The 15,297-nt window shown below is 40.8% G+C and carries 14 protein-coding genes and 1 other annotated feature; of the genes, 9 read left to right on the top strand and 5 right to left on the bottom strand.

Translation table 11 applies throughout. The features are described 5' to 3' along the window. Positions 1 to 720: 720 nt before the first annotated feature. Positions 721 to 1,203 carry a putative 4-hydroxy-4-methyl-2-oxoglutarate aldolase gene (locus QWZ04_RS08340; RefSeq protein ID WP_290326882.1) on the top strand — a complete coding sequence of 161 codons (483 nt, stop codon included), beginning with the start codon at positions 721 to 723 and terminating at the stop codon, positions 1,201 to 1,203. Here the strand turns inward: QWZ04_RS08340 and QWZ04_RS08335 are convergent. Beyond that, complete coding sequence (locus QWZ04_RS08335; protein ID WP_290326880.1) at positions 1,200 to 1,658, bottom strand: ribonuclease regulator; 459 nt, start codon at positions 1,656 to 1,658, stop codon at positions 1,200 to 1,202. The two genes, QWZ04_RS08340 and QWZ04_RS08335, sit on opposite strands and share 4 nt — an antisense overlap. Positions 1,659 to 2,072: 414 nt before the next feature. Beyond that, positions 2,073 to 2,188, top strand: a sequence feature (Thr leader region). Between the two features lie 31 nt (positions 2,189 to 2,219). Between QWZ04_RS08335 and thrA the strand changes: the two genes are divergently transcribed. From thrA to thrC, 3 genes are read left to right on the top strand one after another with little or no spacing between them, the layout of a single operon-like run. Then, positions 2,220 to 4,679 (top strand): bifunctional aspartate kinase/homoserine dehydrogenase I, encoded by a 2,460-nt coding sequence (gene thrA, locus QWZ04_RS08330; RefSeq protein WP_290326878.1) that lies wholly within the window; start codon positions 2,220 to 2,222, stop codon positions 4,677 to 4,679. Between the two features lie 2 nt (positions 4,680 to 4,681). Further along, complete coding sequence (gene thrB, locus QWZ04_RS08325) at positions 4,682 to 5,638, top strand: homoserine kinase (RefSeq protein ID WP_290326876.1); 957 nt, start codon at positions 4,682 to 4,684, stop codon at positions 5,636 to 5,638. Continuing rightward, complete coding sequence (thrC, locus tag QWZ04_RS08320) at positions 5,635 to 6,918, top strand: threonine synthase (RefSeq protein ID WP_290326874.1); 1,284 nt, start codon at positions 5,635 to 5,637, stop codon at positions 6,916 to 6,918. The genes thrB and thrC overlap by 4 nt, the downstream gene beginning before the upstream one ends. 102 nt (positions 6,919 to 7,020) lie before the next feature. On the opposite strand, the gene QWZ04_RS08315 is transcribed toward thrC, so the two are convergent. Further along, entirely contained in the window at positions 7,021 to 7,236 is a 216-nt protein-coding gene (locus QWZ04_RS08315; protein ID WP_290327074.1) for an autonomous glycyl radical cofactor GrcA, read from the bottom strand. A 96-nt stretch (positions 7,237 to 7,332) separates the two neighbouring features. After that, entirely contained in the window at positions 7,333 to 8,178 is an 846-nt protein-coding gene (locus QWZ04_RS08310) for a hypothetical protein (RefSeq protein ID WP_290326872.1), read from the bottom strand. A 589-nt stretch (positions 8,179 to 8,767) separates the two neighbouring features. Between QWZ04_RS08310 and QWZ04_RS08305 the strand changes: the two genes are divergently transcribed. Genes QWZ04_RS08305 through QWZ04_RS08295 form a run of 3 tightly spaced genes read left to right on the top strand, consistent with a single transcriptional unit; the run spans position 8,768 to position 10,547 of the window. Beyond that, positions 8,768 to 9,058, top strand: coding sequence for a hypothetical protein (locus QWZ04_RS08305; RefSeq protein WP_104216230.1), 291 nt, complete (start codon positions 8,768 to 8,770; stop codon positions 9,056 to 9,058). A 25-nt stretch (positions 9,059 to 9,083) separates the two neighbouring features. Continuing rightward, positions 9,084 to 9,608 (top strand): hypothetical protein, encoded by a 525-nt coding sequence (locus QWZ04_RS08300; protein WP_104216229.1) that lies wholly within the window; start codon positions 9,084 to 9,086, stop codon positions 9,606 to 9,608. A gap of 27 nt (positions 9,609 to 9,635) precedes the next feature. Further along, entirely contained in the window at positions 9,636 to 10,547 is a 912-nt protein-coding gene (locus tag QWZ04_RS08295) for an AbiJ-NTD4 domain-containing protein (RefSeq protein ID WP_290326867.1), read from the top strand. Positions 10,548 to 10,629: 82 nt separating this feature from the next. Here the strand turns inward: QWZ04_RS08295 and QWZ04_RS08290 are convergent, their stop codons facing one another. Beyond that, positions 10,630 to 10,779, bottom strand: a complete 150-nt coding sequence (locus tag QWZ04_RS08290; RefSeq protein ID WP_172443113.1) for a hypothetical protein — start codon at positions 10,777 to 10,779, stop codon at positions 10,630 to 10,632. Between the two features lie 531 nt (positions 10,780 to 11,310). Then, positions 11,311 to 12,450, bottom strand: a complete 1,140-nt coding sequence (locus QWZ04_RS08285; RefSeq protein WP_290326864.1) for a hypothetical protein — start codon at positions 12,448 to 12,450, stop codon at positions 11,311 to 11,313. Between the two features lie 558 nt (positions 12,451 to 13,008). Between QWZ04_RS08285 and QWZ04_RS08280 the strand changes: the two genes are divergently transcribed. Together QWZ04_RS08280 and QWZ04_RS08275 are read left to right on the top strand one after the other, a co-directional pair. Then, positions 13,009 to 13,890 carry a restriction endonuclease gene (locus QWZ04_RS08280; RefSeq protein WP_290326862.1) on the top strand — a complete coding sequence of 294 codons (882 nt, stop codon included), beginning with the start codon at positions 13,009 to 13,011 and terminating at the stop codon, positions 13,888 to 13,890. Between the two features lie 608 nt (positions 13,891 to 14,498). After that, entirely contained in the window at positions 14,499 to 15,008 is a 510-nt protein-coding gene (locus QWZ04_RS08275) for a hypothetical protein (protein ID WP_290326860.1), read from the top strand. Positions 15,009 to 15,297 lie beyond the last annotated feature (289 nt).

Genomic DNA, 15,297 nt, shown 5'->3' with positions numbered 1-15,297 from the left:
GTTTGGAAAGATGTTAATGATAAAAATCGAAAGTCATCTTTCTTAAATGGTACGCCGTCCGTGGGAGCCTTTTGATACTAAGGCTCAGTCCTAATACGTTTGCATATTGATTTCTGCCGTCAATTGTTACTGATTCTATATTGTTAACAGCTTGCTAACAATGGCTGATTGTTATTTCCATTCAGTTTGTTGATTTATATCAATAGATGAAATTAAACTAGAATAGATAGTAGATTAGCGAATATGGAATGTCGTGTTCAAAAATTAAAACTTCGGTTTTCAGGGCTTGAATGAGCTCGATTACCAGGCTAAATGCGGTGAAAAATGCGGATAAAGGTGATGACTGTGTTAAGCCTTTCCCCTTTAATACCAAGGATCTTGGTGTGTTTCTCTTGTTAATTTCATAAATGTTACCTGACGTTTTTTTGGTGAAAAAAATGTTTAAAAATTGGAATTAGCTCGCAAGAACATACGGCTTAGAGCTGAGGTTTTTGTAGGAAAATCACCACAAAATAGATTCAAATAAGCGCTGAATCGAGTTAGAAACATCATTCCATACGCAAAATTAATGAATTTTTTCTCGTCATCGCAGCTTAGAAAGTGTGCGTGACTCTACAATTTTACGAAAAATTGAACAACTTATAGAAACAAGGACAAAATTAACCACATTAACGCTGAATCAAAGTTTCAGCATTAGAGGAAGACTTCCAAGGAGGAACAATGAAAGACTTACTACCCGATCTGTGTGATCAGTACGAAGAGCAAGTTAAATTGCTCGATTTACCGCTGCAAAATTTTGGCATGCGGTCGGCTTTTTGGGGGCAAGTGGTCACAGTTCGCTGTTTTCACGATAATTCTAAAGTGCGAGAAGTACTGAGTCAGAATGGCAAAGGAAAAGTATTGTTTGTGGATGGCAATGGGTCCTGCCAAAAAGCCCTATTGGGTGATCAGCTCGCCATATTAGCCATTGAGAATCATTGGGAAGGTGTCATTGTTTGGGGCGCAATCAGAGATGTTGCTGCTATGTCTCAAATGGATCTCGGTGTGAAAGCCATTGCAGCCTGTCCGTTTAAGACCGATAAACGTGGTATCGGTGAAGTTGATGTTGGCTTAACAATACAACGACAGATGATTCAGCCTGGGGACTATATCTATGCTGACTGGAATGGAACCTTATTATCAAAGGACGAATTAGTGGTTTAGAAACTGAACCCTAGTCCCACTTCAACACCTTGCTGCCACTCTTCGTAATCGAAAGTGGCATGCAAATCTACGTGATCAGAGATTTTTAGCCGGCTGGTCACTTCTGCAGATAGCTGCTTTTCTTCCGTTGGATCATTTTTATTGGCTTGCGCTCTCAAGCTACTCTTCAGGGTAATGTTTTCACTGAACTGATAGCTCATACCACTCAAAAAACCATTCTTTTTTTCAGATGAAGCACTTGTGATGCTCGCACCGACATAGAGATCTAACGATTCAAAAACATTGTATGAATAGCCACTGTCAATTTGCCAAATATCAAATTGTTCAGTGTTGGTGTTTGAGTTGCTTGAAATAAAAAGCTTATGCGAAGAGGCTTTTTCAGGGCCGAGAGTGAATGGAGCACTTAGACAAACACTAGGCAGCAAAAGAAAGACTGGTAACAGAATTCGTTTCATATTGCCTCCTTGCTAAATTATCCACTTAGTGAATATAGCGTAAGTTCCCTATCTGAACGATCTTTTTTTGTTTCCTCACATTTAATTGAGATCCTTCTCACCTAATTGTGATCTTTGATGTGTTTTATCTTTCTCAATTAGCACCTTTCAACTAAGTGCATAATAACGTGAGCCTTAGAAATAAGCGCGGAATGGTTTTATAAAGGCAATTTTATTTATTGGGATACTATTTTCTCATTTAATCATTATTAATCAGTGTGTTATTTGGTATTTTTTGGTTTTTTTCTATGAGAGTCTTTGTCGAACATATGAATAAAAACAAGTTTTATGTTGACTTGGTAGCACAAAATCGGTAAACGTAAAGTTAAGCAAACAGACAATATTGATAATAGATTAAAATAATTATGTTACTTACCCGCTCTACCATGACCACCATTATTATTACCAACACAACCATTGTTGGGGCGGCCTTGTAAGCGAAAGTTTTTCAAAAAAAGGCCTGTATCCCCAGAGATGCAGGCCTTTTTTTATGCAGATTTAAAATTAATACCGGAGGAAGGGATGCGAGTATTGAAGTTTGGCGGTTCATCATTGGCGGATGCTGATCGATTTTTAAGAGCTGCAGATATTATTGCGAATAATGCACAACAAGATGACATAGCCGTTGTGCTATCGGCACCGGGCAAAACAACCAATAAGTTGGTGTCAGTGATTGAAGGGGCGCTGCGAAACGGAGAAGCAGAGCTTCAAATCGCAGAGTTAGAATCATCGCTACAAGGATTGTATGAAGAGATTCTAACGCACGTACCGAATGTCGATGGAATAGGCTTCTCTAATCAACTGAAGACGTCGTTATCGCAACTTCGCCAGTTTGTTCACGGCATTAACCTGTTAGGTATGTGCCCAAATAATGTTAATGCACGAATCATCAGCAAGGGCGAGCGAATCTCGATTCAGCTGATGAAAGCCGTATTGGAAGCAAAAGGCCAAGCGGCAGCACTGATCGACCCTGTGCAGTACCTTTACGCACAAGGCGATTACTTAGAAGCGATGGTTGATGTTGATGTATCAACCCAAAATTTCAGGCAACAACCGCTTGCCGCTAACCATGTCCATATCATGCCTGGTTTTACAGCAGGTAATGCACAAGGAGAGTTAGTTACTTTAGGTCGTAATGGCTCAGATTACTCAGCAGCAGTGCTTGCAGCGTGTTTACGTGCAGAGTGCTGTGAGATTTGGACCGACGTTGATGGCGTATATAACTGTGACCCACGTTTAGTCGATGATGCTCGCTTACTGAAGTCACTCAGCTATCAAGAAGCGATGGAGCTTTCCTACTTTGGTGCCTCTGTTTTACACCCAAAAACCATTGCACCTATCGCTCAGTTCCACATTCCTTGCTTGATTAAAAATAGCTTTAACCCACAAGGTGAAGGCACGCTAATCGGTCAAGATACCGGTGAAGATAATCTGGCGATTAAAGGCATTACAACCCTTAATAAGCTAACGATGGTGAACGTTTCAGGCCCAGGAATGAAAGGCATGGTTGGCATGGCGAGCCGCGTGTTTGGTTCTATGTCGGCATCTGGTGTATCAATTGTGCTTATCACGCAATCATCTTCTGAATACAGCATCAGCTTCTGTATTGAACAAGCGGATAAAGCCAAAGCGAAGAAAGCCCTAGGTGAAGCGTTTGAATTAGAATTGAAGGATGGCCTATTAGAGCCTGTTGATTTCATTGATGATGTTGCCATCGTGACCTTGGTTGGTGACGGTATGCGTACTTCTCGTGGTGTTGCTTCTCAGTTCTTTGCGTCATTAGCTGAAGTGAACGTTAACATTGTCGCGATTGCTCAAGGATCATCCGAGCGAGCTATTTCCGCAGTGATCCCTGAAGATAAAATTGCCGAAGCGGTAAAAGCTTGTCACGAAAACTTATTCAATTCTAAGCACTTCCTTGACGTATTCGTTGTCGGTGTTGGTGGCGTTGGTGGTGAGTTGGTTGATCAAATTGAAAGACAACAAGCGACGTTAGCTGAAAAAGGCATTGTGCTTCGTGTATGTGGTCTAGCAAATAGTAAAGGGTTGTTACTCGATAGCGAAGGTTTACCATTAGATCACTGGCGCGATCGCATGAAGAATGCCAGCCAAGAGTTTAATTTGGCACAACTGATTGCATTGGTTCAGCGTAATCACATCATCAACCCGGTATTAGTTGATTGTACTTCAAGCGAAACCATTGCAAATCAATATGCTGATTTTTTAGCGGCGGGATTCCACGTGGTGACGCCGAATAAGAAAGCCAATACAGCAAGTATGGCTTACTACCACCAATTGCGTAATGTTGCACGTTCATCACGTCGTAAGCTGATGTATGAAACAACGGTAGGTGCTGGCTTACCTGTTATTGAAAATCTACAGAACCTGATTTCAGCAGGTGATGAGCTAGATAAATTTAACGGAATTTTATCGGGTTCTTTGTCTTACATCTTTGGTAAGTTGGATGAGGGAATGACGTTAAGCCAAGCGACCAACATTGCTAAAGATAACGGCTTTACTGAGCCAGATCCTCGTGATGATCTTTCTGGAATGGACGTTGCTCGTAAGTTGCTTATTTTAGCGCGTGAAGCCGGGTTTGAGTTAGAGCTTGAAGATGTCGTGGTAGAGCAAGCTCTGCCACCAGGTTTTGATGATAGCGGCTCTGTTGATGAGTTTATGGCTCGCTTACCAGAGGCGGATGCCTACTTCTTAGAAGAGTCGGCAAAAGCGGCGAAAGAAGGCAAAGTACTGCGCTACGTTGGTGAAATTTTAGAGGGCCAATGCAAAGTACGCATTGCTGCTGTTGATGAAAACGATCCAATGTACAAAATCAAAGATGGCGAGAATGCGCTTGCGTTCTACAGCCGTTATTACCAACCGATCCCATTGGTTCTACGTGGCTATGGCGCAGGAACTGAAGTAACCGCTGCAGGTGTGTTTGCAGATGTGATGCGTACCCTTGGTTGGAAATTAGGAGTATAACGATGAGCGTTGTAGTTTATGCCCCGGCATCGATTGGTAATGTGAGCGTCGGATTTGACGTATTGGGAGCGGCGGTTTCACCTATTGATGGTTCATTGTTGGGTGATCGCGTTAAGGTGGAAAGTGGTGAGCAAGGCTTCTCACTTGCCACTGCAGGCAGCTTTGTCTCTAAGCTTCCCTCAGATCCTAAAGAAAATATTGTATACGATTGCTGGCGTGTGTTTGCTCGTGAACTGTTGAGCAAAGAGGTCGCACTTAAAAATGTGCACATGACGCTAGAGAAAAACATGCCTATTGGCTCAGGACTTGGATCGAGTGCTTGTTCCATTGTTGCAGCGTTAGATGCCTTAAATCAATTTCATGATAACCCGTTGTCAGAAATGGAATTGCTAGCCTTAATGGGCGAGATGGAAGGGCAAATATCCGGTGGTATCCACTATGACAATGTGGCACCTTGCTATCTTGGTGGTGTGCAGTTAATGCTCGAAGAGATGGGGCACATCAGTCAGTCGGTACCTAGCTTTGATGAGTGGTATTGGGTAATGGCTTATCCGGGTATCAAAGTATCGACTGCTGAAGCGAGAGAAATCCTGCCGTCTCAGTACCGTCGTCAAGATATCATTGCCCACGGTCGTCATCTGGCGGGCTTCATTCATGCATCCCATTCGGGCCAGCCTGAGTTAGCCGCAAAAATGATCAAAGACGTGATTGCTGAACCATATCGTGAGAAACTTCTCCCTGGTTTTGCCGATGCGCGTAAATACGCACTCGGTGCTGGCGCGTTAGCTACCGGTATTTCTGGTAGTGGACCAACATTGTTCAGCATTTGCAAAGATAAAGATGTCGCCGAGCGAGTTGCTCGCTGGTTAGAACAAAATTACGTACAGAATGAAGAAGGATTCGTTCACGTTTGTCACCTAGATAAACAGGGTTCGAAAATAACAGGAAGTGAGCTATGAAGCTTTACAACATCAAAGAAAATGAAGAACAAGTCTCCTTTGGCCAAGCCGTGCGCCAAGGGTTAGGTCGAAACCAAGGGTTATTTTTCCCATCAGAATTGCCGAAATTTGACGATATCGATGCGCTACTGGCTGAGGACTTCATTCCTCGTAGTAGCAAAATTTTGTCTGCATTGATTGGTGATGAACTCAGCAAAGAGCAAGTTCATCAATTAGTTGATAATGCATTCCAATTTCCAGCACCGATCAAATCTGTAAAAGAAGGCGTTTACGCATTAGAGCTTTTTCATGGTCCGACGCTCGCGTTTAAAGATTTTGGCGGCCGTTTCATGGCGCAATCTTTGGCTGCGGTATCTGATGGCGGTCAAATTACCATTTTGACCGCAACATCGGGTGATACTGGCGCAGCGGTTGCTCATGCATTTTACGGCATGGAAAACATCAACGTCGTGATTCTGTACCCTAAGGGTAAAATCAGCCCGCTACAAGAAAAGCTGTTCTGTACATTAGGTAAGAATATCCATACGGTTGCCATTGATGGCGATTTTGATGACTGTCAGGCGCTGGTTAAGCAATCATTTGATGATGCAGAGCTGCGTAAAGAGATTGGCTTGAATTCGGCTAATTCTATTAATATCAGTCGTTTAATGGCGCAGATTTGTTACTACTTTGAAGCGGCAGCTCAAATGACAGCCGCCGAGCGTGAGAACCTGGTTATTTCTGTACCAAGTGGCAACTTCGGTAACTTAACGGCTGGCTTGCTGGCTAAATCGTTGGGCCTGCCAGTCAAACGCTTTATCGCTGCAACTAACGTGAATGACACGGTACCTCGCTACCTAGAAACCGGAGAGTGGCAACCGAAAGCGACCATTGCAACGACATCCAATGCGATGGATGTAAGTCAACCAAACAACTGGCCTCGTATTGAAGAGCTATGTCAATTGAAAGGTTGGGGCCTAGATACGCTAGGCAAAGGCGCTGTCACTGACGAGCAAAGCGCTCAATCTGTAGTTGAGCTTAATGAACAAGGTTACTTATGTGAGCCACACGGTGCGATAGCTTACCGTATCTTACAAGAGCAACTGCAGGAAGGTGAAACCGGCTTGTTCTTGTGTACCGCGCACCCTGCTAAGTTTAAAGAAGTGGTCGATGACATCTTGGGAGCAGACATTGATGTGCCAGCGCCGTTAGCTAAGCACGCGGCAATGGACCTGTTGTCTGAAGATCTTGCCAATGACTTTGACGCATTGAAAGTCGTACTAAGACGAGTACAACCATAGTCAGTAAAAATCGGGCTTCGTTGAGGCCCGCCGTTTTACACACATAAAAAAACGGCGCTCATTGAGCGCCGTTTTTGTATTCTTAGCTAGTGCTTACTGATCTTATAGAGACTCAGTGAAAGTACGTGCGATAACGTCTTTTTGCTGTTCAACCGTTAGAGAGTTGAAACGTACAGCGTAGCCTGAAACACGGATAGTTAGCTGTGGGTAGTTCTCTGGGTGTGCAACTGCATCTTCAAGAGTTTCACGCTTAAGAACGTTAACGTTTAGGTGTAACGTTGCGACTCCAGTATGACTTAAAATATTGTTTATATAGATCTATAAAATCATGACTTATGTTCTCTTGAAGAAGATAGCCATATAGAGATTTTAAGTTTTATTCATTTTAGTTGATTGAGTGTCCGTGCTACCAAATTATGATCTAATATATGCGCGATAAATATTGTTGATCTTACGATTCATCGATGACGTTTCCTGCGAGAACTCTCTATCATAAAATGATTCGCCATAGTCGAGGCTCAGGTTATGACGTTGACTACCAGTCAAACTATTCCAGCTCGATACGTATGTGAATATTGATTTTAGCAGTTGATGGAAAGCATCTAGGTCGACTACTAAAGTAAATGTCATTAGAGACGGAGGAGAGCCCTCACTAGTTTGATATCTTATAAAATTTAGCTTTAAATGATCTCTGCTCAACCTTGAAGTGATTAACTCAACTTTGGTATTCAAAATACGCAACAAACTGTCATTGATTGTTTGATATCTAGGTTCAAAATTTTTGGTTATACGTGGGTTAGTCAACATAAGGATCTCCTCTGTGGTAAACATAATTAGACCACCACGATATGCTTGCTTTTTGTCCAAAAATAAAAGCAGCGCGATCAATATAGGTAGATCTGAGAACATCATAATTTGATACTTCTCGGCAGAACTAAGAGCTGTGTATTCAAAACGAAACTTTAACTCATCCTCGTTGGGATGCGATACGTCATAAATCAATTCGTTGAAGGCTTTTGAGATGGGCTCATTTGGTAATCGCCACGCCAATTCTTCTAAAACTGAAGGCACTGTGGTCATATTACTAGCTAGATGACGATGCGTGACTCTAGATCCATGAATCAGCTTCTGTGGGCAAGTTGAGTTCAGAGCAGACTGTTTATAAGGAGTTAAATTTGGATCTGTAGCTTTAACGGACAATAGTTCACTAATAGGTTCATTCGTTGAAGATAGGAGATGATTTTTCGTTGGGATCGACATTTTGCCCTCAAAAAGCGGCCAATACTTCCAGTTATTGATGGTATTGTCAATTGTTGTTCGTGGGTGAGAGTACTATCATCTCTTTACCCGATCAGGTGTATAATAAATATTTTGAATCATACACTTATTACGCAACCAAAGTTTGGTCACCAAACCTTGGTTGCGTGAGTTTTCGATTCAGAGCTTATAAATGACCCAAACTTTAGTAGCGTCGTAGATGACATACAATGCCTAGTAGCGCAGCTGTATTTACTCATCAATATTGGGCATCTGGAGTTACCTCTATTAATGATTCCTAGCACACTTTCCCCCCAAAGCTTGTTAGACCTTTTTCAATAAGAAAACTGCTAGCTTGATTTATCCCTATCTATGCTAATGTTTCAACATGGCACACAGAACAAACACAAAAACCTTCGTATATTCAATCCAGTATTTAGGTATGCTTGGGGTGAAAAGGATGTGATAAACATCCAACATCGACATATTGAGCTGTTAGGCATTTGCGTTAAAACACTCCAAAAACAGCAAGTACTCTTGAAATATATACAATGATTTAGAGTCGAAGAAATCATAAATATAGGCAAGCATTATGAGTGAAAAAGAAGAAGTAGTATTGAAAATACTGGATTACCTAAATGAAATTGAAGTGCGTGCTACTTATGGCGCTGTTGCTGAGGTGTTGGGAGTATTACCTCGCTCTGTTGGACAGCAGTTTTTAGGTGAAAAGCGACCATATGCTTCTTGGGTTGTTCGTGAAGACACGGGTTTACCTACAGACTATTTGGAAGACCAACTACATCCTAAGTTACTTTCCAAGAAAAGCCTTATAAAGTCTGGTTCTGTGTTGAGGCGTAACATCGGACTGAGCCAGAGTATCTAACAAGGCGTTAGCATTCAGGAGCAATATGAATATTTTTGAGGTTGACTATGGCCTTGGCCCATTAATCGATGTAGAGGAAACGATCCAAGCAGGTATCGCAAAGTTGTTTGAGAGGAACCGCACTGAACCTTGGTTCGATGGGGTGTGGATGAACGAATACGGTGAAGTTCTTTACGGCTCTTTGCTTGTTTCAGCTCAAGCTTACTGCATCAGTAGCTTACGAGATATTAACGAAATCCGAGTCAGCTTAGGGCTCAATAAATTGACCAAAGAAAAAGCATATCAAAATCACCGTGTAAAAGTTCAGGGTTATTCTCTAATAGAGATGGTTAATTGTACTGCCAATTATTTCAAGCACCGAGATGAGTGGAGCGATACTTGGCCTGATAATTACACTACACGTGTTCTAACAGCATTCTCAATGGACTGTGAATTTCTGATAAATGAATTTCAGGGGTTAATTGACTCAGAATATGGTTATAAAACACTTTCCGACTTAGTTTCAGAGTGGAGAAATGATCTAATTGATCAATCGAAAAATGAAAGCTAACAAGGCGTCAACTAAATTGAGGCAATTATGAAGTACTTTAGTGATCAAGAAAGAGGTACTGCGCCTCGAACAAACAATGAGATCCCGCACAATGTTTGGTGTGGGCTCGTTGCTTTAATTCAAAAGCTAATCAATACGGGATATTTTGGAGAAAATTTTCCAGAGCTTTGCCTTGATGGACAAGGGTGCTGTGGTACTGATGAGACAGGGTTTACCTTTGCTCTAAAAGCTGAAATATTGGGAATTGAATACCCACTTGTTACAGAAAAAGACGAAAATCCTGATGGTTGGTCGCATAAAAAAGTCCCGTTTGTTCCTAACTATTTGGACGCACTAGATTTAGTACAGTTTTGCTACGCAAATGTATCTAAGCCTACACAAGGAAGTTATCATTCGTACTATAGGCATCACCATATAGATTCGTTTGATCGTACAACTGGACGAGCCGATTTCTTAGAGAAGGTTAATACCATTTTCACTCGAAATGGTTTGGCTTATGAACTACTAGCTGACGGCCAAATTAAAAGGGTTATGAGTGGGGCTCTAAGTTCTGTTATTCAACAAGCCCCGAAAACATCTGAGCAGGAGCTAAATGACCTACTTGAGCATGCAAATAGAAAAATTTGTAATACTGACGTACGAGTTAGGTATGAAGCTTTAAAAGAGCTTTGGGACGCTTTTGAACGCATAAAGACAGTCGCTGAACCAGAGAAAAGAAAAAAGCAATCATTGGCCACCTTACTAGACAACTGTTCATCTGACCCTGATTTTCGAGCAGAACTAGAAGCAGAAGCTAAGGCTTTGACAAATATAGGAAACGCATTCTTCATTCGTCACTCAGAGATAAGCCAGATTAAACTTACTGATAGCAGTCATATTGAATATCTCTTTCATCGACTTGCAAGTTTAATGTTGTTGCTGGCTAAAAATCTAGAGTAAATCAGGGAAGTCTAAGTAAGTATAGTAAGGAGAGGGCTACCCGCTAGCTGTTGAGCTAGCGAGCGGGTTTACCTTACCAACCCTATAAGCGTGACAGAAATCCTGTCGCACTCAATGCACACACAAAAGCTGTAACGGGTTCAAAGCTTGCAACCAAAATTACAAACAATCCCCCAAAAGCAGTGATGAGCTTTGGTAAGGATGCTGAACCCGCATTATCTCGTTTCACCATAGGCTACTCCTCAAATACGTTCCTCTCAGTCTCATGAAGAGTCAGGAAGAGGAGTTCAGACTTTGCCATCTATTTTGTTTACGAGCAGTCGCAATGGTGATGGCAACCTGACTGCACTGATTTGCACATTATATAAATCAGTTGATTGCAGTCAATCAAAAGCCGAACTTCTTGTGAGTGAAAATTTTCAATACGTGAGCTAATACATAAATAACGAATCTAGCAATCCTTTTAACCATTTATCCCCAATACAGAGGCTACTACTTTACGTTGCGTATATGTTGATTCTTACGACTCAACGGTTACAGTTCTATGAGTTCTTCCGTTCACTGAGAATATAAATTATCAGTGTTATTAGCAGAAGGTTTTCTGTAGGTAGATCGGCTAAAACCTTTATCAAATCAATCATAAGTTACCTTTGCCGGTTGTGGGTCGATTTAGGTAAATTAAAACTTATTAGAGGGGAGGTTAGGCAAGTGGGGTTACCTGTTAAAAGGCTAGGGGTTACCTAGGTTACCCCTAGTTTTTCTCCTACCTAGATTTGATCATTGAAGCTATTCGCTCTAGCTTTACTTGGCTCAATCCCTGAACTTGATCAGAACCATCCTTGTGGGTGATTCCTCTCTGTTTGCTTTCTGCTTTCAGCCAGTGTTGTATTACTTTGTTTGTTGGAGGAGTAGCTTCGTTTAAACATAGCTCTTCATAAGCATCAATAGCTATTTGTAATTCAGGCGGGTATGAGTTATTTGTGGTTTCTGGAGTCATCGAATCTTCATTAATGAGTAAATCTCTTAATCGTGAAATTTCCTCTTCTGATTCAGAAAGTCTCATCTCTAGTAATTCAACTGACTTGCTTATGCTTTCAGGTTGATAATCCAAACCAATATCTAATCTTTGATATTCAGACCATCTTAAAAATTCTTGCTTTGAGATTATTGTAAGCTCGTAATCCAATACTGCTCGCTGTTTTAGTAACGTTCCATTCTTGTAATTTTTAGAATACCTTTCACCGAACTCATCATTACATGATGTCCAAAGCTCTACTGTATGCAATTTAAATCCATGTTGATTTGTTCCTTTTATACAGTCGCTTAATAGTTCAAGGTAGTGATTGTATGAGTACCTCTGTGATGGCATTTCTATTGATGTCGTAGGTTCAATATTCGCAGCTATTTTTGCGGCGGCACTTAAAGTAAAGTTACTTTTTTGGTTGATAACCTTCACATCATAAGCATGGTCTTTTGCGAGAAGTTGAAGTTTTTCGATTGGCTTAGGGTATCCAATTTCTGATGCTATTTTGCAAAGCTGTTCATATGAGAATAACGCTTCATCTTCTACCTCGGTCTTAGTTTTTAGTAGGTAAACATTCCCAATTAATTCCTCGTTATTGCTGTATTTTGTGCCTTTAACCTCAACTACGAAATTAAAAACTGGCATATCCGGATCACAGATCGCATAGCCACTTTCGATTTCCTCTAGGGTAAATTTGGGACCAACGACTTCAGTTTTGTTGACTATAAAATAACCGTCAACATAACTGATTTTGTCACCTTTAAAAATTAGGCCTTTGAAGTATATGTAGGGGTCTAGCATCTCTTCTATATCAGCGAATGGAATCGAAATAGACCTAGCTATTTGCGATGCCGTAAAAAAGTTTGTGTCCTTATCCATACTGTCTTCGTACCTTTACTCAAATTACAAGGCCCCAAATTGGTAGGTGAGCAATTTATTTTGGGACTTTCCCCAAGCCTTAGTAAAACTAGATTTTTGTAATTATCACAGATATTTAGGTGGAATTAAAGGTGTGGCTAGAGACTGTAGATTGCGAAACTCTTTCGTACTTAAGGTGGGGGTGGGTGTCGCAAGTTAGCACACATAAACTAATGTAGTGGTTGGTATTTAGGCGATCGAATTTAAATGATTTCTGTCCGGAAACCTCTCAGCGCGATCATCGCTAACAAATCTTTGCCCCATTTTCAGTTAGTGCTTTTACTCATTCACACCTTGTTAATGTGCGTTTTCCATACTAAAAGTTATCCGAGTTCAGCATATCCAGAAATTCTCTCTCAAAGAGTAAACTAACTTCTCAATTCGAGTGCTAAGCTGTTGATTTAAAATTGAATGCCCAAGAGAAAGAATGCATTATAGGAGGATGAAAAGCGCCTTTTAACCGTCTAGTAAGCGTTTGGCTTACATCGATATAATCAAATTTTCAACAGAGTCATCAGTATGGAAGTACAGAAAAAACTAAAGTCAGTTGATGTTAAGTTACTTGATGAAATATTCGAGATGGGGGCTGGGTATGTCCTTGATTTTTCGAATCGAACATTCTCAGAATTCTTTATTGAAGAGCTAGGTATTAATATCGACAGTCCTAGCTATGCCGTAGATGGCGGTAGTAAAGCCAAAAGGTTACGTTGTTATCTACGTCAGGCAAATACTAACGAGGTTATAAAAGTATTGCTCGCATTATGGGATTACCGTGAGGCTATACGTCGTCGTTCGGGTCAAGAAGAGGCCATGGATCTGGCAAAATCTGAGTTCTATTTGCTGATTGAAAAGCTAGGAGGAAAGGCTCCTGAAAGTGTTCACTATAAAGCAACGAGAACAAGCTTTTCAAACATACCGAGTCACGTAGCAGATGAATTTTTAAACAAGCTAATTACTGTTAGCAGCTTGGAGCCGCAAGCTAGAGGCTATGCATTCGAGAAATTCTTAAAGGAATTATTTGATGCTAATGGTTTAGATGGTAGATCTTCATTTCGGTTGATAGGGGAACAGATTGATGGCAGTTTTGAAATGTCAGGCGAAACTTATCTTTTAGAAGCTAAGTGGACCAGTAAACCTGTTGATGCCGCAGATCTACGTTCTTTTAATGCAAAGGTTGAAGACAAAGCTTCATGGGCAAGGGGACTTTTCATTAGTGATTGTGGCTTCTCCGAAGAGGGGTTATTAGCTTTTGGCAAAGGGAAAAGTTTAGTTTGCATGGACGGTCTAGATCTTTGCAATATGTTGCAAGAAAGGCTTTCGTTGCAAGAGGTATTATCTAAAAAGGTACGTCGCGCAGCAGAGACTGGTAAGCCTTTTGTTCGTCTTAGAGATCTTTTTTAGCGCCCAAAAAATAGGGATCAGATCTTGCCTTTTTCTAGTCTAGACAGAGCGAGTACTCCGGATGCTCTTATAGACAGAGACACGATTTTTCCCATAACTTAAAGGGTTACTTCAAAGTGTGGTAATACATATTTGATTTGAAGCGACATTGTAAGGACTTTACGAATCATAGGCAAAAGGCAAGATCTGACCCTGCTAGTTTGTTAATACACTTCTGCCCCAAAATGAGCCAGAGAGGGATTGAACTCAGTTTGAAATCCTGCAACTTGCCTTGCTTTCCCCCATGCCTAGAGCTCCAACAATGTAGCTAAATGTTCTAATCCACAACAGACTAACCTTCAATCACACTCACGCACGAATACGTTGTTCAACTATTTCTAAGCTATTGAATAATTAAGAACTAAAGGGAAGTTTTTGATTGATAGCATGCCTTGAATTGGAAGCAATATGTGCTTGCACGGTTTTCAACTAGAAATTAGATTCAAACTAATTATATGAATAATTTTCAGTTGGTTAGATAGGATATCTTGAGATATGTTGGATACATAAATTCGTGCTGGCACGATATTAAAATGTTATGTGTATTAGTAAAGATCGAGTTAATTTTTATGTTTGAATGGTTTAGTAAAACTTTTGAATCATCGTCTCAACAGGCGACGTTGTTTTCAATAGCAGTTTCAACAACATTAGCGGTGATTCTATTATTGCTAAATCAGTGGTTTAGTACCCGAAAAGATAAACGAAATCTTCGAGTTTCTAAGCTGGAGGAGTTTGCGACTACAATCTATGCATACGAAAGGCTTTGCTTTGATATTCTTTCGCGTCTCTATCAGCAGTCTCCATCAGATCAAATTACCATTAACAAGATGGTGGAGAGCGTAGAGCTCTCAGATAAAATCGAAATGCTGTCATCATTGTATTTTTCAAACATCCCATTTGATTCAAAGTTGACGCAGAAGACAATATACAAAGTTCATCATCAATTCGATATGTTAGAGCTTAATAATAAATCAGACCCAAGCACTTATGTATCTTATGGAGACGCAACAAAAGCGGTTAAAGAAGTGTTGGCAGGACTAAAGGTGTCAGTAAAAGTTGAGATGGAAAAATACACATAACAAACGCTTCAAGTGGGACAACCAACGCTGGGCGAGTTCAATATTAATTGCTAACTCATGTGGTTACGGTGTATTACTTAAATTTTAGTGAAGCGTTGCTTGCCCCTTAAGCAGGCGTTATATGAAAAAGAGGCTTCGGAGAAACTATGAGAAAATATGATCGCGACAATGCGTTTTCTGTTGAAGTAAAAGATCCCGATAACCTTGATATGCAAGAACCTATTATTGAATTGTAGTGGCATAGTTAATTTGGCCACCTAGTTAGAGGTGATATCATCACCTCATAAGT

The sequence above is a fragment of the Vibrio tapetis subsp. quintayensis genome (assembly GCF_030409945.1).
Taxonomy (GTDB): Bacteria; Pseudomonadota; Gammaproteobacteria; order Enterobacterales; family Vibrionaceae; genus Vibrio; species Vibrio quintayensis.
The sequence above is the reverse complement of the archived record's forward strand: the minus strand, read 5'-3'. Positions and strand labels throughout refer to the sequence as shown.